Origin of the sequence: Frateuria sp. GZRR33 (assembly GCF_051900425.1) — a bacterium.
In the GTDB taxonomy this organism is placed as follows: domain Bacteria; phylum Pseudomonadota; class Gammaproteobacteria; order Xanthomonadales; family Rhodanobacteraceae; genus Frateuria_A.
The window spans coordinates 16,262-30,449 of record NZ_JBHZGK010000019.1; the positions used below are offsets into that span (position 1 = coordinate 16,262).

Sequence of the window (14,188 nt, forward strand, 5' to 3'; positions counted from 1 at the left end):
CATGGTGTTCGGGGACATCCATCAACCGGCCAGGAAGGTCGGCCCCTCTGCCAACGCGTCCACACCGGACGCGTTGGCGTATCAATCCCGGTGGCCGACCAGGGCCTGCGCAAGCTTCGCACCCGAGGCCAGGCCCAGCGCCAGGGCCGCGTACGTCACGACCATCGAGTGCTTGCTGAGCACCAGCTCCCAACCCGGGGTGAGCCGTTTCGGCGTGACACCGTAATCGATGGCAGCGGCGACCGCGGAGGTCACGCAGGCGCCAGCCAGGAGCGCGCCGGCGGTCGAGGGCCGGCGTCTGGATCGCCAGAACTCGAAGGGCAGCGCCCAGAACACCGCGGACGCAAAATGCGTGGCGAACCCGACCAGGGTGTGTCCTGCATCGGCGCCGCGATACCGCGCGGCTTCCTTCCCGTGCAGCCAGTGGCTCGTCGCATTGACGGGCTGCACGGCGCCCTTGCCTTCGGCCCGGGCCAGCACGGCCAGGGCGGCGGCCGAGACGAGGCTCGCCACGGTGCCGCTCACCAGCGCGCCGACCATGAGCCGGGCCGGTTCATTGTTCGCTCGCAGGTCCATCGGGCTCGTCCTCATGGATCGGGTGTTCCCGAGATTGCAGGACACGCGGTCGGGGCCATGTGACCTGTGCGCCGAACCGCGATGAAGGCAGCCTCGGCCTTCTCGTGCCATCGAGGGCGGGGCTCACCGCACGTTCCGCGGCGGCCGATTCACGTGGACCGTGCCGGGTGGCCAACGCGAGGATGACCGGAAGTGAGTGCTCCTTACGCACTTCACAGGGGAGGCGGCCTCTGGCTGTCCCTGCATGCACGGGCGATCGCAGGGGCCAGGAACATACCTCGTGCGCACCCGGACAAATCGCCGCTCTGGAGGCGGCTTCCATCGACCCGAGGATGCTTCATGGCAGATGTTCCCGTCGATCTTTACCGTTCCTGCAAGTCCTCCCGCTGGGGCAAGACCGTGACCAGCAAGGAAAAAGCCTTCCGCTCGGAGGAGGGCAAGGGCAGCCTGCTCCCCGACTACGTGGGTTTTACGCGCAAGGACGGGTCGGTCCGCGCGCCTGACGTCACCACGTTCAAGGACGGCGCCGGCGTGACCTGGGTGCGTGGCGTCGAGGACCGGAACGCACAGAACCGGGCCGAAGTGAGCTGGAAGGAAGGCGTTTCGGTCAGCACCGCGCCCGGCGGCTTCGGATACAGCGGGTGGTTCTACTTCCTGGTGCCCGAGGGCACGTCCGTGCCCGATTCGCTGGATGTCAAGCCGACGCCCACGCGCAACGACCCCGGCCATCACTCGATCTGCTGTCGTAACCTGATGCGCCTGGATGCATACGAAGGCGCCCTGGACACGCTGGCACGCCTGGCCCTGGCCAAGGCGGTCGAGGCGGGCAAGCAGTCCTTCCGCCATTCCTGATCCATCTACAAGGCAACGCCCATGCGAGCTATCAGTGAACGCGATCTGGCAGTGGTCATCCCGCTGCTGGCGGCCAAGATCCGTGACCTCACCCTCGAGTTGCGCGCGAGCGGGGCGCACGAAGGCGAGCCCACGGACGAAGCGGTCGAGGACCGCATGCAGATCCAGGAGATGCTCGAGCAGTACGACGGCATCCTCGACTCCCTGCGCGAGGAGTACGAAGAGGGTTTGAGGGAGGGCATACAGCTGCCCGCGTTCGACGACCTCGTTCGGCCCTTCCGGCACGGTTGATCCGCGCACGGTCGCCCGTTTCGAGCGCCAAAAAAAAGGGGGCAGCCGAATGGCTGCCCCCGGCCCACACTGACGCTGCTTAGCGGGTGTAGGTGTTGTACTTGGCGTTCGAGAAGATGTTGTTCGACACCTTGATGCTGTACACGTTCGCGCCGAACTGCAGGTCGCGGCTCAGCGAGCCGCCGTCCCTGGTCGCCGACATGTAGCGGGTGCTGTTGTACTTGAGCGTGTTGCCGGTGATCGACCAGTCGTGCGACTTGCCGCTCGGGCGCACGCCCGCCAGGCCGTTCCCGGTCATGGTGTTGCCCGTGACGGTGACAAACGGGGCGGACACGCCCAGCACGCCGAAGCCGCGGTTGCCCTTCATCGTGTTGCCGACGATGGCGATGTCGGAGATGTGGGCGTGCATCTCGATGCCGTTGCCGTTGTTGCCGGCAAAGGTGTTGTTCTCGAGGCGGATAGTGTTGGTGTTGCCTTCGCTCATCGGCTCGATGTCGATGCCCGCCTCCGGCGCCGTACCGTTGGTGTTCTGGAAGGTGCTGTTGACGATGTAGACGTGCTGGGCGGGGCCGATCGACAGGCCCTGGCGGCGGTTGTTGCTCGACACGACGCCGTTGACGGTGACGTAGTCCGAACGCACGTGCACGCGCTTGACGTCCTTGGCGCCGATCCAGATGCCGTCACCCCAGAAGTTGGAGATCTTGACGTTCTTCAGCACGACATTGTTCGAGGCGGTGACGTTGATGCCGTAACCCCACTCGCCCGTGGTGCCCTTGTGCCTGGCGCGGTCGCCGATGAGGTTGCCGCCGACCACGCGCACGTCGGTCGCGTTGTAGACCTGGATCAGCATGTAGCGGCCGGCGCTGGTCGGGATCACTTCCAGGGTCGCGGCCGGGTCCAGCTTCAGGCGGGTGTGCGAGCGCAGCTTGATCGACTTGGTGGCGTTGACCATGTAGTGGCCGGCCGGGATGAAGACGGTGCCGCCGGTGGCGGGCAGCGAGTCGACCGCGGCCTGGATGGCGGCGGTGTCGTTGTGCACGCCGTTGCCCAGGGCGCCGAACTTGTGCACGTCCACATAGGCGGCGCCGATGACCGTGTGCGGCTTGGGATTCCACCAGTTGGCGGCGGACGCGGGGGCGGCGACGGCGGAAAGGGCCAGCGCGGCGAACGCCAGCATCAACGGCTTCTTCACAAAACGCTTCGTGGAGACGGACGCACGAGAAACGGTCGCAAGCTTCTGGTTTTTCAGGAAAACGTTCATTTAAGGCAGGTCTCAGATCGTGTTGTCGGGAAAACTTCGTCACGCGAAGCTCACGACAAAAATGCACAGCCTTCACATCGCTGAGCAAGCTCGACAGGAGGACCTGAACGGCAGATTTATGACCGGGTTGGCACAACACCCCCGGATGCGCCCGAAGGGCCCTGCGCGAAACGTGAACCGCGTCACGCCAAAGCGCGGAAGAGCCCGGCGTGTCACGGGTGCCGTGTGTTGCAGGCCGACCCAGGGATGGACGGTGTATCTGGTGACGACCGGGAGGGCGTCGGCATCGAACTAAAACTTAGGTATTGACCTAACTAAATCGCGCTGCCAGACTGCGCCCGTCGGAACCGATCCGCCACGCGAGCGACCGTCAGCCAGATGAACCCCTCCGCCGTCGTCGACGACGTCTTCTATGCCCTGTCCAACACCACCCGGCGACAGGTCCTGGAACAGCTGTTCAGCGGGCCGGCCACGGTCAGCGAGCTGGCGGCGCCGTTCGACATGAAGCTCCCCTCGTTCGTGCAGCACCTGGCGGTGCTCGAACACAGTCGCCTGGTGAAGTCCACGAAGCAGGGAAGGGTGCGCACCTACGAGATCGCGCCGGAACGGTTCAAGGTGGCGGAGGACTGGCTCGCCGAGCGGCGCCAGTTGTGGGAATCCCGGCTCGACCGGTTCGACGCGTACGTCAGACAACTCAAGGAAAAGGAATCGCAGGCATGAGCAAGCAACCCGCGTTCGATCCCAAGCTCGACATCGTCTTCGAACGGTTCGTCGATGCCCCGCCGCGACTGGTCTGGGAGGCCTTGACCAAGCCGGAGCATCTCAAGGAGTGGTACATGCCCAAGGCTTGGGGACGCGTGGCGCGCTGTGAGATGGACGTCCGGCCGGGCGGTGTTTTCAGCATCGACATCGCGGTCGGCGACGGCCAGGAGGTTCCCAACCTCGGCTGCGTCCTGGAAGCCGTGCCGATGGAGCGGCTGGTCTGGACGTCGATGTTGTTCCCCGGCTATCGCCCGGCGGTCTTCGATGACGTCCCGATCACCGCCATCATGACGCTGGAGCCGCACGGAACCGGGACGCGTTACGTCTTCACCGCGCTGCACCGGAACGAGGCCGACGTTGTCGCCAACAAGGAATCCGGCTGGAAAGAGGGCACCGATATCGCGCTCGATCAACTGGTCGAGCACGTCGCATCGATGAAGTAGTCCGCGATTGAAAGGGACGGCTGGCCGGTTCGGCGGATCAGCAAAACAGGCGGAGGCCATCGCGGCCTCCACCTTTGCAACGTCCCCGGCGACTCAGGGCACCAGCCGCCAGCTCGCCTGGTGGACGTTCGGCGGTGGCGGCAGCCACCAGCCCGCCGTGGGATGGCCGTATTCGTAGGTCACGGTGTCCTGCATGGCGAAGGAGTGCATCGGCCTGGCCTGGCAGATGACGTCCCTGGCAGGCATGACGCCGGCGTTGAGGTAGCCGAATTCCGCGTCGGTGGTGCACGCGTTGTCGTCGAACATGGCAGCGTGGGTGGCGGCGTTGTCGACCAGCACCATGCGCGCCGCATGGCCGTCCTGGCGGCGGTCCTTGAGTGCTTCGGAGTAGGGCGTGGACGGGTCGAACTCGTTCTGCACCATCAGCGCATGCACCCGCGTATGCGTCTCCAGCACACGATCGAGCGCGGGCTGCCACGGCCAGTCCTGGCACTTGTCCAGCAGGGTGGATGCGCCGTGGCCCAGTAGGTTCCGACGTGCGCATCCGCTCCGCCGAACGCTTCCACGACACGCCGCCCGGCCACGTCACGCTCGTACTCAGCTATGCCGGGGTATCCGAGGCAAATCTCAAGCGAGCCGGTGCCCGGCTTGCAGACGCCTGCGTGGCCGTGGCCGAGCGGCTCGCCCCGGTGCCCCTGTCCGCGCGCGAAGAGTTGAAGCGCGGGGCCCACCTGTAGGAGCGCACCTGTGCGCGACCGCCATGTTCAACGGTGCCGCGTGGCTCGACATGGCGGTCGCGCACAGGTGCGCTCGTGCAACGCCTTCGCAGACCGGGATTCTGCCCGCCGTCAGCCCGAACAGCCGCCGCAGCAGATGCTGGGCAGCTGTACCACCTGCTCCTGCTTCACGGCCCAGCCGGTGCGCTGCAGCACCTCGACCAGGTCGCGCACCGGCACCCAGGACGAGATCCGCATGACCAGCCCGCTCATGTCCAGGTCGACCAGCGCACTCGGGTCGATGTCGAACAGGGCGTCCTGGACGACCTCGGCGCGGGGGCTGGCATCGGTAAGTGCGATATGGAATTCCATCGTGCAGGCCTCGCTTCGCGCTTCGCTTTTGCTGCGCCTGATGTTTCCCGGGCGGCGCGGTGGTCGCCTTGATCCGCGTCAGGCGGGCAGGCGATCGGGCCTTGGTGCGCTCGCCGGCGAACGGTGACGGGGTCCCGCCCGGTCATTCACGTCCGGGGCTTGCGGCGGGTGCGCTTCGCTGCGCCAGATGCGCTTGCGGGGCTTTCGCTGCCGATCTGCTCCAGCCACGCGAGGTCGTCCACATAGGCAAGAAACGAGCGCAGGTAGGCCGGCGACAGGTCGCGCATCAGCGCGATGGCGCGGCTGGCCAGCGCGGTGGAGTTGAGCGGACCGGCGTCGGCGGGTGTGTGGGCGACGGTCTGCCGGAGCTGGCTATCGGCGCGAAGGGTCGACCAGAGCGCGCGGAACCCGGCAAGCGCCGGAACTTCCGGGTAGGCGTTCCGCGCCGCGGTGTCCTCACCGGCGAGAAGGTCGAGGAGCTCGCGCAGCGGGCGCGCCGGGCTTGCGTTGGCGCATGCACCCGCCGGCTCGTCGGCATCCTGTGCGCGCAGGTCGGCCAGCCGTTCCTCCAACACGCGCCGTGCTTCGCCGTCGAGGCGGGCGGCGCGCTGTTCCATGGCCGTGATCAGCTGCGCACGGATGGTCGGGGCGGCGTCAGGGCGCATGGTCCGTGGGCGGGGCGTTGGCGGCCGAGGAGCGCGGAATCGGGGCGATTTCCACGCGGCGGTTTCTCGCGCGCCCGGCCTCGTCCGCGTTGGCGCTGACCGGCTGCTGCGCGCCGAAGGCGGCGGCGAACACCGCGTCGGCGGGGACGCCTGCGGCGATCAGCGCGCGGGTGACGGTGAGTGCGCGCTGGGCGGAGAGCTCCCAGTTGTCGGCGAACTGGCGGTTGTCGCCGTGCACGGGCTGGTCGTCGGTGAAGCCGCTGACCATCAGCAGTTCGTCGCGCGACTGCAGATACTGCGCCAGCGGCGCGGCAAGGCTCCGGATGAGCTCGCGACCCTCGGGCTGCAACTGGTCGGAGTTGAGCGCGAACAGCAGGTTGCCGCGGATGCCGATGCGGCCGTTCACCAGGGTCACGCGGCCCTGCGCCAGCGGCGTGGCAAGCGCCTGCTCCAGCGTAGTGCGGCGTTGCTGCTCGGCCAGGCGCTGTTTCTCGGCCACCTCCAGCTTGTGCGAAAGCTGCAGCTGTACGCCGATGACGCCGACCAGGATCAGCACGAACGCGCCCAGCAGCACCGACATCAGGTCGCCGAAGGCCCAGATGGGGGCCGTGGATTCCCCTTCGAACTCGACGTCGTTGCTCATGGTGTGCACCAGCGCGCAGACGTTGCACTCCTGCAAGGAACTGCGCCCTCGAAGAGCGGGTGGAAATTCATGCCTTGGCCGCCCTGGTCGTCGCGCGGCGACCGGCCAACTGCTGCATGTCCGCGATGATCTGCTGCTGAGAGAGCACGCTCAGTTCGACGACTTCCCTGGCCTGCGCCACGTAGTAGGCCAACTGCTCGTCGCTGCGCGCGAGCGAGGCATCGAGCGCGCCGGCGATCTGCTGCAGGCGTTCCATCAGCACGTCGTTGGCCTGGCCGAACTGTGCCACGCCGGCGCCGAAGGCTTCGCCCAGGCTCGCGACTTCGACGGCGCTGGCGGTGACCTGCGCGGCCGCCGTGTCGAGCTTGCCGGTTTCGGCTTCGATCTGCGCGGCAAAGCGGTTGCCGACGCGGTCGAGCAGTTCGGCCGAGGTGCTGACCAGCGCGTCGACCGCGCTGCGCTGCTCGGTGGAGGCGTGGTTGACGGCGTCGAGCAGGGTTTCGAGCGTGGCCAGCAGGCGGCTGCGTTCCTCCAGCATGGCGGTGTCGCGGACCATGCTGTCGGAAAGCTTCTGGCGCAGCTCGCCGACCACTTCGGCGGCCACCCGTGGCGCTTCGGACGCGGCTTCGACCAGGCGGGCGATCTCGGCGAGGGTCTGGCTGGCGGCGGCTTCGGTTCGGGCGGCGACAGCGGCGGCCGTGTGTTCCAGCGTGTCGCAGATGGCCTGCTGGCGGCTGGCCGTGGCGTCGCCGGCCGCGTTCCACTGCGCGCCCAGTTCGGTGGCGAGGCCGTCGAGCTTCTGCGCCCAGGCGGACAGGCGTACCTCGTCGCGCGCCTCCAGTGCCGACTGCAGTTGCGCGTGCGAGCGGTTGACCGCCTGCACCAGCGCGGCCGCGTGCGATTCGAAGGTTTCGCTGGCGGCGGCCAGGGCCTGCCGGTTGCGGTCGGCCAGTTCGGCGTGGACCGCGTCCTGTTTCGACAGCGCGCTCTGCCAGGCGTCGGCCGCGCGGCCGGCGCTCGCGTCCAGGCGCGTGGCGACGCCATCGAGCAGGGCCGAGGAGCGCTGTTCGAAGGTGTCGGCGAAGCGGGTGAGGGCATCGCCGAGCGCCTGCGCGTGGGCTTCATTGGCCTGCCGGTGCTCGGCCAGCGCGTCGTTCCAGATGCCGGTGACGGTGCGCGCGGTGGTGTCGAACCCGCTCGCCAGGCCGTCGAGCTGGCGCTGCACGGCCTCGCCCACGCTCGCCTGGATGGCGGCGCTCTCGCGGGCGAGGCTGGCCAGGGTGGATTCGACCACCGGCTGCAGCACGCTGCCGGCGGTGCGTGCGCTGTCGCTCACGCTTGCCTGCAGCGCTTGTTCGACCGAGCGGGCCAGGCGCGTGTACGCCTCCTCGGTATGGCGGTGGAAGGCTTCCCGGTCGGCGTGCTGGCGCGCGTGGGCATCCGCGGTTTGCTGTTCCAGCGTGGCGGCCATCGCCTGCAGGCGGTCGACCAGCGCGGGCATCGCGACAGCCTGCTGCTGCAACAGGCGGAAGGCTTCCTCGCGCTGGTGCGCCTGCGAGTGCACGCGCAGCGTGGTGGCGATCTTCCCGTCCAGCGCCTGCACCGCCTGCAGCCGCTCGCGGCGCACCAGCGCGGAGAGCAGGCCGAGCATCGCCGAGCTGGCGACGCCGGCGATCGAGGTGCCGAAGGCGAAGGCCAGGCCGTTGACCGGCGCCGCGAGCGAGCCGCGGATCGCCTGCAGGTCGCTGGCGCTGCCGAGCGCCGTGCCGGTGCCGCGAAGCGTGGCCATCATGCCGAGCAGGGTCCCGAGCATGCCCAGCAGCACCAGCAAGCCGACCAGGTAGGGCGTCATCGCCGGCGCGGGCAGGGCGGCGCGCTCGCCTTCGACGCGCAGGCGCACCGGATGGCGCAGGGCAGGGTGCAGGCGCTCCAGCCAGCGGCCGAAATCGGCGGGCGGTTCGACCAGCTCATCGACCGCCTGCTGCAGCGTGAAGGTGGCCTGCCGGTAGCGGAGCAATTCGAACGCGCCCGCGAGGTAGCAGGCGCCGATCAGCAGCGCGACGGCCATGCCGAGCGGGTTGCTGCCGAGGTAGCCGATGACGATCCAGCCGATGGCGACGAGGCCCAGCGCGAACACGGACAGAAGAAGCAGACGTTTGGACATGGAGAACCGCATCAGGGGGTGCGAAGCGCGGCAAGCAGCGCGTCGACCGGTTGGAAACGAAGATCCAGCTCCGCCAGCAACACGCTTTGCATGTCGCGGCGGAAGCCGTCGAGCCAGGTGGAGGAGGCATTCCCGACGGCGCGCAGGCGTTCGAAGCGCTGGCCGAGCAGCTCGGGCAGCCTGGCCAGCAGGGCGTGCTCGCGCGGTGTGAGCGCCGCCTCCATCACCGCGTCCACCTCGGCCAGCCGGGCCAGCCCGGGCGAGGCTTGCATGAGCGCGTCGCGCAACTTGCCGCGCAGGCGGCCGGTGGTGGCCTGGAGGGCGCGCTGGCGGGCGAGGCAAAGCTGGCGGAAGGCGGCGTAGTCCAGGCCGGGATCGGCCGGCGCACCGGGAGCGAGCAAGGGCTCGTCCGCGATCGCCGACGCCAGCACCTCGCGTGCCCGCGCGCACTCGGCGTGCAGGTCGCCCGGGACCGGCGTGGCGGTCTCCGCCACGGCCGGTTTGCCATCCAGCGCCGCAGCGAGCGACAGCGCGTGGTTCCAGTCCAGCCACTGGCCGAGCCGGTCGGGGAGCGACTGGCCGGGCGCGGCCACGTCGACCCCGGCCAGTCGCGCCAGCAGGCGGATGAACGTGGGCCCGCGGACGGTTGGGCGGAGTGCAGCTTGCGGCATGCTTTTCGGGCAAAACCAATAGTTTAGCGCGACGCTGGCCGGTGTGGTGGCAATTGCTGCTGTCACGGGGAAAACGTGCCCCGGTTGGGCGGCCGCTTCTGCGGCGCAACGGCGACCGTTGATCGGGTTCCTGGAGAACGGGAAGGGCTCCGAAGTGCGCGATGCGCTGGACAAACGACTGCACGATTTCGACTGGAGCGGCGCGCCAGGGCCGGCCTTGCCGGCCCTGGGTGCCAGGTCCGCGGGCCTTTGACGCGGACCGGATGCGGGATCGGCTCCCATACCGTCAATGGACCGGCCCGGTCCCGTTTCGTCCGAAGAGGCGCCATGAACGCTTACCTGAGCGCCGCCGACCTGGGCATCCGCGTGCGGGCGGAGGACGAGGCGAGCCTGTTCAAATGGCTGCTGGCGAGCTTCCTGTTCGGCAAGCGGATTGGTCAGAACGTGGCCGCCGCCACGTGGCGCGTGCTGGTGGAAGCCCATGGGCTGGATACGCCGGGCAAGCTTTGCCGTTGTACCCATGGCCAGCTGGTCAGGATGCTCGGCGAAGGCGGCTATGCGCGCTACGACCATTCGACCGCCGAACGCCTGTCGTTGATGTGCCGGATGCTGATGGAGCACTACCAGGGCCGCGTGCTCGGCCTCTTCGAAGCCGCCGGCAACCGGGAGGACTTCGAGCACCGGTTGCGCCAGTTCAAGGGCGTCGGCCCGGTGACCGTCGGCATATTCATGCGCGAGGCCGGACCGGCGCTGTTCCCGCGCTGATCCGCGGTGCGACGGCGGAGGCCGTGATCTTCGAGGCTTCCAAATGAGCCCGGCTGCGTGCAAAGTCGCGCGACCTCTTTCCCGGAAAGCTCCAATGATCCGCACGGCAAAATCTTTCCGCACGACGTTGCTGTCGGCGGCGCTGGCCTTCGCCTCGGCTGGCGCGCTGGCCGCGGACGCTGCACCGACCAGGGACTTCCTCGCCTCGCACATCGACACATCGGTCGACCCGGGCGTGGACTTCTTCCAGTACGCCAATGGTGCCTGGCTGAAGGCCCATCCGATCCCGGCCTCCGAGGCGGCGTGGGGCATCGGCAACGAGGTGGACGACGAGTTGTATGCGCGGTTGCGCGGCATCAGCGAGTCCGCGGCGAAGCAGAAGGCCGCCCCCGGCAGCGATCAGCAGAAGATCGGCGATTTCTGGGCCACCGCCATGGACGTGGCGAAGGCCGACCGGCTCGGGCTGCAGCCGCTGCATGCCGAACTGGCGCGCATCGACGCGATCGCCTCGCCCGCCGGCGTGCTCGATACCGTGTTCTCGCTCACGCCGATCGGCGGTCGCGCGCTGTTCCGCATCGGCGTCGCGCAGGACGACAAGGACAGCGCCACGATGGCGGTGCAGATCCATCAGGGCGGCCTGGGTTTGCCCGAGCGCGACTTCTACTTCAATCCGGAAAAGGGCGTGGCGAAGATCCGCGCCGCGTACGTCGAGCACATGGCGCGCACTTTCGAGCTGCTCGGTCGCGACCCGGCCGCGGCGAGGGCGGCAGCCACGCAGGTGATGGCCTTCGAGACCGCGTTGGCGAAGGCCTCGCGCAAGCTCGAGGACCTGCGCGATCCGGAGAAGAACTACAACAAGATGGCACCGGCGGACTTCACCGCGAAATACACGCCGTCGATCGACTGGAACGCAAGGCTGGCGGGATGGGGCATCCACCCGTCCTACGTGATCGTCGGCCAGCCGGAGTTCTTTGCCGCCGAGGACCGGCTGCTGCGCGAGACGCCGCTGCCGGTGCTCAAGGACTACCTGCGCTATCACCTCGTGGACGGCTACGCACCGTTCCTGTCCAGTGCGCTGGACGAGGAGTACTTCGACTTCCACGGCCGCGCGATGTCCGGCCAGCAGGAGCAGCGCCCACGCTGGAAACGCGCGCTGGACGAGGAGAACGACGCCATGGGCATGGTGCTCGGGCGCATCTTCGTCAAGCAGTACTTCCCGGCCGCATCCAAGCAGCGCTACGAGGCGATGGTCGAGGCGATCCGCGGCACCTTCCACGACCGCATCGAGCGCCTCGACTGGATGAGCCCCCAGACCAGGGCCAGGGCACTGGCCAAGCTCGCCGCGGTCACGCCCAAAGTCGGCTACCCCGACAAGTGGAAGGACTATTCGGCGCTGGTGGTGGGGCGCGAGTCCTATGCGGCGAACGTCATGGCGGCCCGCCGCTGGCAGTTCCAGGACAACCTGTCCAAGTTCGGCAAGCCGGTCGACCGCACCGAATGGGACATGACCCCGCAGACGTACAACGCGTACTACAACCCGTCCAACAACGAGATCGTGCTGCCTGCGGCGATCTTCATGGTGCCGGGCGTGCCCGATGACCAGGTCGACGACGCGGTCGCCTACGGCTACGTCGCCGCCAGCACGATCGGCCACGAGATCACCCACGGCTTCGACGACCAGGGCCGCCAGTACGACGCGCAGGGCAACCTGTCGGGCTGGTGGACGGCGCAGGACGCGGAGCGCTTCAACGCCGCGGCGCAGAAGATGGTCGACCAGTTCAATGCCTACGAGCCACTGCCGGGCCTGCACATCAACGGCAAGGCCAGCCTGGGCGAGAACATCGCCGATTACGGCGGCGTGCTGCTGGGCCTGGAGGCGTTCGAGAAGACCGCGCAGTTCAAGGAAGGCAGGAAGATCGGCGGGCTGACGCCGACGCAGCGCTACTTCCTCGGCTACGCGCTGGGCTGGATGAGCCAGCAGCGCGAGCAGCGGCTGCGCCAGCGCCTGCTGTCGGACGTGCATGCCCCGGCCAAGTGGCGCGTGCTCGGGCCGATGTCGAACATCCCCGCGTTCTACGAGGCGTTCGACGTGAAGCCGGGCCAGCCGATGTGGCGTGCGCCGCAGGATCGCGTGCGCATCTGGTGACCAGGCCCGGGCTGCCCGTCAGGGAACGGGCCTGGGTGCCGTTCCCTCGGGCGAAGGCTCGCGCCCGAGGCGATTGATCGCATCGTTCTCCACCACCGCTGGCGGCGACGGATCGCGGGCCAGGGCCAGCATCGCCCGGCCCACGCGGGCGGTCGTGGTCATCTGGCCGGGCAGCAGGCGCACGGCCAGGGCCAGGGCGGGCGAGCCGAGCCGGTAGAGAAGGTCCAGCGGCTTGTGCGAGGAACGGATGCCCTCCACCGGGCGGATGCCGCCGGGCCGCAGCATCACCGTGGTGACCGGCAGGGCGGCCAGGGCGCGCTCGGTCTCGCCCTTGGCCCTTGCCACCATCATCCGGCTGCCCGGGTCCGAATAGGCGCCGGAGATGTAGAGGAAGCGGCCCTCCGGATTGTGCCGGGCGAAGGCCTCGGCCACCTTCAGTGTCAGCGTGAGCGTGACGTGGCGATAAGCCTCCGCGGTGATTCCCACCAGCGGTGCGCCGGCGCAGTAGAGGCAGGCGTCGAAACCGGCCAGCCGGTCGCCCAGCGTTTCGACCTTGGCGAAATCCGGACAGAGCAGGTCCTGCAGCCGCGAGTCCTGGATGCCGGTGGCGTGTCGCCCCAATGCGACCACCTGCGCCACGTCCGGGGCACGCAGGCACTCGCGCAGCACGCCCTGGCCAACCAGGCCGGTTGCGCCGGTGATGAGGATCCGCATGGGTCGTCTCCACTCGTGACCGTGCCCGTGAGCATAGCCCGCTCCGGGGATGCCGATGCGAAGACGCCACGCGCCGGCTTGGCCACGCCATCGGTTGTGCCCGTTGGTCAGGCTCGTTGGCGCAGGTGGCTGGCACGGGAAGCCCATGGAGCACGACGTGCCCTGCGTGCCGGCGCCGAGTGCCCCGGTGAGTCATGCCGGTGCGCGCCAGCGCGCCTGCCTTTGCGATTTCCTGCGCAACGTGTTCACGGTAGCGCCCGTAGGTTGGGCCCGGTGCCTCCGCTGTTTCCTTTCACGCGCAGTGATCGCTGTCCTGCGCCCTAGCCCCCAAGGAGAGAAGCCTGTGCTTACCTGGGCCATCATTCTTGCCATCGTTTCGCTCATCGCCGGCTGGCTGGGCTTTGGGACGCTGTCCGGCATCGCCGGCACCATCGCGAAAATCCTGTTCGTGATCTTCGTCATCCTGTTCGTGCTGGCACTGCTCGGCGTGCTCGGGGTGCTCAGCATTTTCTGACCGGCGCAAGGCGGGCGACGCGTTTCAGCCGAGCGAACGCACCCGCAAGGTGCGCCGCTGATCGCACGACGCGTGCGCTCGAACCGCGCTGCTTCGCCAGCGCCCCTGGCACGGCGCTACAGGGCGGGGGTAGGGCGTCGATCTAGCCGATGCCCTCGGCCTTGAATCTGTCCGCGTCGGTGAGCGGCTCATCGGCGCACGTGGCAGGCTCGCCGCCCTCCGATGGGCGATCTCAGGGCAGCCTGTGAAAAAGGCGGGCTGCCGCGCGCGAGGAACCGGTAGCCGCGTCTGATTTCGCGGGATAAGGCGGCTGCCGATCGGCACAGGCTTGGTCGATTTGCCATCGGTTGCCTGCGGCAGCCGCCACGAGCCGGGAGGTCCGGTGGAGGCGGCGGACTACACGGCGGACGTGCGCGGCCAGCCCGTGGCGCAGGTGGCGATTGCCGCGTTGTGCTGGATCGATCCGGCCGCCCCGGGCAACAAGCGATCGCTCTGTTGAGCCGCGAGCACATGCTGCCGCTGCTGCCGGCACACCCCCCGTGCAGGAGCGCACCTGTGCGCGTTCGCGGTGCACGGCGACGCCTCGCAGGTCGTGCCGATGGCGGTGGCGCCCCCGGGGGCGCCCGGGGGGGG

General features: G+C 68.6%; 18 protein-coding genes. 9 read left to right on the forward strand and 9 right to left on the reverse strand.

Going from position 1 to position 14,188, the window contains the following annotated elements; genetic code table 11:
- Positions 1-81: 81 nt before the first annotated feature.
- The gene (locus ACFWZU_RS15985; RefSeq protein ID WP_439702512.1) at positions 82-576 is read right to left on the reverse strand and encodes a hypothetical protein; all 495 of its coding nucleotides are present in this window, start codon (positions 574-576) and stop codon (positions 82-84) included.
- 339 nt (positions 577-915) lie between these two features.
- Between ACFWZU_RS15985 and ACFWZU_RS15990 the strand changes: the two genes are divergently transcribed.
- Both ACFWZU_RS15990 and ACFWZU_RS15995 read left to right on the forward strand, forming a co-directional pair.
- Positions 916-1,428: a hypothetical protein gene (locus ACFWZU_RS15990; RefSeq protein WP_439702513.1), complete on the forward strand. Its 513-nt coding sequence runs from the start codon at positions 916-918 to the stop codon at positions 1,426-1,428.
- 21 nt (positions 1,429-1,449) lie between these two features.
- Positions 1,450-1,719, forward strand: a complete 270-nt coding sequence (locus ACFWZU_RS15995) for a hypothetical protein (protein ID WP_439702514.1) — start codon at positions 1,450-1,452, stop codon at positions 1,717-1,719.
- A 79-nt stretch (positions 1,720-1,798) separates the two neighbouring features.
- Here ACFWZU_RS15995 and ACFWZU_RS16000 read toward each other — a convergent pair whose 3' ends face one another.
- The gene (locus ACFWZU_RS16000; protein WP_439702515.1) at positions 1,799-2,911 is read right to left on the reverse strand and encodes a right-handed parallel beta-helix repeat-containing protein; all 1,113 of its coding nucleotides are present in this window, start codon (positions 2,909-2,911) and stop codon (positions 1,799-1,801) included.
- Between the two features lie 447 nt (positions 2,912-3,358).
- On the opposite strand from ACFWZU_RS16000, the gene ACFWZU_RS16005 reads away from it, so the two are divergent.
- Both ACFWZU_RS16005 and ACFWZU_RS16010 read left to right on the forward strand, forming a co-directional pair.
- On the forward strand, positions 3,359-3,700 hold the full coding sequence (locus ACFWZU_RS16005; protein ID WP_439702516.1) for an ArsR/SmtB family transcription factor: 342 nt from the start codon (positions 3,359-3,361) through the stop codon (positions 3,698-3,700).
- Entirely contained in the window at positions 3,697-4,185 is a 489-nt protein-coding gene (locus ACFWZU_RS16010; protein ID WP_439702517.1) for an SRPBCC family protein, read from the forward strand. Before ACFWZU_RS16005 ends, ACFWZU_RS16010 begins: the two co-directional genes overlap by 4 nt.
- 93 nt (positions 4,186-4,278) lie before the next feature.
- Here the strand turns inward: ACFWZU_RS16010 and ACFWZU_RS16015 are convergent, their stop codons facing one another.
- On the reverse strand, positions 4,279-4,710 hold the full coding sequence (locus tag ACFWZU_RS16015; protein WP_439702531.1) for an alpha/beta hydrolase: 432 nt from the start codon (positions 4,708-4,710) through the stop codon (positions 4,279-4,281).
- Between the two features lie 11 nt (positions 4,711-4,721).
- Here ACFWZU_RS16015 and ACFWZU_RS16020 point away from each other — a divergent pair, with 11 nt between their 5' ends.
- Positions 4,722-4,922: a hypothetical protein gene (locus tag ACFWZU_RS16020; protein ID WP_439702518.1), complete on the forward strand. Its 201-nt coding sequence runs from the start codon at positions 4,722-4,724 to the stop codon at positions 4,920-4,922.
- Between the two features lie 111 nt (positions 4,923-5,033).
- On the opposite strand, the gene ACFWZU_RS16025 is transcribed toward ACFWZU_RS16020, so the two are convergent.
- From ACFWZU_RS16025 to ACFWZU_RS16045, 5 genes are all read right to left on the reverse strand, one after another.
- Positions 5,034-5,273 carry a hypothetical protein gene (locus ACFWZU_RS16025; RefSeq protein ID WP_439702519.1) on the reverse strand — a complete coding sequence of 80 codons (240 nt, stop codon included), beginning with the start codon at positions 5,271-5,273 and terminating at the stop codon, positions 5,034-5,036.
- A 146-nt stretch (positions 5,274-5,419) separates the two neighbouring features.
- A complete protein-coding gene (locus ACFWZU_RS16030; protein ID WP_439702520.1) occupies positions 5,420-5,938 on the reverse strand; it encodes a DUF2894 domain-containing protein in 519 nt (172 codons plus the stop codon).
- Positions 5,928-6,581 (reverse strand): OmpA family protein, encoded by a 654-nt coding sequence (locus tag ACFWZU_RS16035; RefSeq protein ID WP_439702521.1) that lies wholly within the window; start codon positions 6,579-6,581, stop codon positions 5,928-5,930. The genes ACFWZU_RS16030 and ACFWZU_RS16035 overlap by 11 nt, the downstream gene beginning before the upstream one ends.
- 67 nt (positions 6,582-6,648) lie before the next feature.
- The gene (locus ACFWZU_RS16040) at positions 6,649-8,745 is read right to left on the reverse strand and encodes a DUF802 domain-containing protein (RefSeq protein ID WP_439702522.1); all 2,097 of its coding nucleotides are present in this window, start codon (positions 8,743-8,745) and stop codon (positions 6,649-6,651) included.
- Between the two features lie 11 nt (positions 8,746-8,756).
- Positions 8,757-9,416 (reverse strand): DUF3348 domain-containing protein, encoded by a 660-nt coding sequence (locus ACFWZU_RS16045; RefSeq protein ID WP_439702523.1) that lies wholly within the window; start codon positions 9,414-9,416, stop codon positions 8,757-8,759.
- Between the two features lie 327 nt (positions 9,417-9,743).
- Between ACFWZU_RS16045 and ACFWZU_RS16050 the strand changes: the two genes are divergently transcribed.
- Positions 9,744-10,181 carry a DNA methylase gene (locus ACFWZU_RS16050; protein ID WP_439702524.1) on the forward strand — a complete coding sequence of 146 codons (438 nt, stop codon included), beginning with the start codon at positions 9,744-9,746 and terminating at the stop codon, positions 10,179-10,181.
- Positions 10,182-10,275: 94 nt separating this feature from the next.
- Positions 10,276-12,327, forward strand: a complete 2,052-nt coding sequence (locus ACFWZU_RS16055; RefSeq protein WP_439702525.1) for a M13 family metallopeptidase — start codon at positions 10,276-10,278, stop codon at positions 12,325-12,327.
- 18 nt (positions 12,328-12,345) lie between these two features.
- Here the strand turns inward: ACFWZU_RS16055 and ACFWZU_RS16060 are convergent, their stop codons facing one another.
- Entirely contained in the window at positions 12,346-13,041 is a 696-nt protein-coding gene (locus ACFWZU_RS16060; RefSeq protein ID WP_439702526.1) for an NAD-dependent epimerase/dehydratase family protein, read from the reverse strand.
- Positions 13,042-13,186: 145 nt separating this feature from the next.
- Between ACFWZU_RS16060 and ACFWZU_RS16065 the strand changes: the two genes are divergently transcribed.
- Positions 13,187-13,555: a DUF1328 domain-containing protein gene (locus ACFWZU_RS16065; protein ID WP_439702527.1), complete on the forward strand. Its 369-nt coding sequence runs from the start codon at positions 13,187-13,189 to the stop codon at positions 13,553-13,555.
- Between the two features lie 337 nt (positions 13,556-13,892).
- Complete coding sequence (locus ACFWZU_RS16070; RefSeq protein ID WP_439702528.1) at positions 13,893-14,054, forward strand: hypothetical protein; 162 nt, start codon at positions 13,893-13,895, stop codon at positions 14,052-14,054.
- Positions 14,055-14,188: the final 134 nt, after the last annotated feature.

Excerpts from the sequence above, each read along its gene's own strand:
- ACFWZU_RS15985 (WP_439702512.1), bottom strand. The coding sequence starts at position 576 with ATGGACCTGCGAGCGAACAATGAACCGGCCCGGCTCATGGTCGGCGCG.
- ACFWZU_RS15990 (WP_439702513.1), top strand. The coding sequence starts at position 916 with ATGGCAGATGTTCCCGTCGATCTTTACCGTTCCTGCAAGTCCTCCCGC.
- ACFWZU_RS15995 (WP_439702514.1), top strand. The coding sequence starts at position 1,450 with ATGCGAGCTATCAGTGAACGCGATCTGGCAGTGGTCATCCCGCTGCTG.
- ACFWZU_RS16005 (WP_439702516.1), top strand. The coding sequence starts at position 3,359 with ATGAACCCCTCCGCCGTCGTCGACGACGTCTTCTATGCCCTGTCCAAC.
- ACFWZU_RS16010 (WP_439702517.1), top strand. The coding sequence starts at position 3,697 with ATGAGCAAGCAACCCGCGTTCGATCCCAAGCTCGACATCGTCTTCGAA.
- ACFWZU_RS16025 (WP_439702519.1), bottom strand. The coding sequence starts at position 5,273 with ATGGAATTCCATATCGCACTTACCGATGCCAGCCCCCGCGCCGAGGTC.
- ACFWZU_RS16030 (WP_439702520.1), bottom strand. The coding sequence starts at position 5,938 with ATGCGCCCTGACGCCGCCCCGACCATCCGTGCGCAGCTGATCACGGCC.
- ACFWZU_RS16035 (WP_439702521.1), bottom strand. The coding sequence starts at position 6,581 with ATGAGCAACGACGTCGAGTTCGAAGGGGAATCCACGGCCCCCATCTGG.
- ACFWZU_RS16040 (WP_439702522.1), bottom strand. The coding sequence starts at position 8,745 with ATGTCCAAACGTCTGCTTCTTCTGTCCGTGTTCGCGCTGGGCCTCGTC.
- ACFWZU_RS16045 (WP_439702523.1), bottom strand. The coding sequence starts at position 9,416 with ATGCCGCAAGCTGCACTCCGCCCAACCGTCCGCGGGCCCACGTTCATC.
- ACFWZU_RS16050 (WP_439702524.1), top strand. The coding sequence starts at position 9,744 with ATGAACGCTTACCTGAGCGCCGCCGACCTGGGCATCCGCGTGCGGGCG.
- ACFWZU_RS16055 (WP_439702525.1), top strand. The coding sequence starts at position 10,276 with ATGATCCGCACGGCAAAATCTTTCCGCACGACGTTGCTGTCGGCGGCG.
- ACFWZU_RS16060 (WP_439702526.1), bottom strand. The coding sequence starts at position 13,041 with ATGCGGATCCTCATCACCGGCGCAACCGGCCTGGTTGGCCAGGGCGTG.
- ACFWZU_RS16065 (WP_439702527.1), top strand. The coding sequence starts at position 13,187 with ATGGAGCACGACGTGCCCTGCGTGCCGGCGCCGAGTGCCCCGGTGAGT.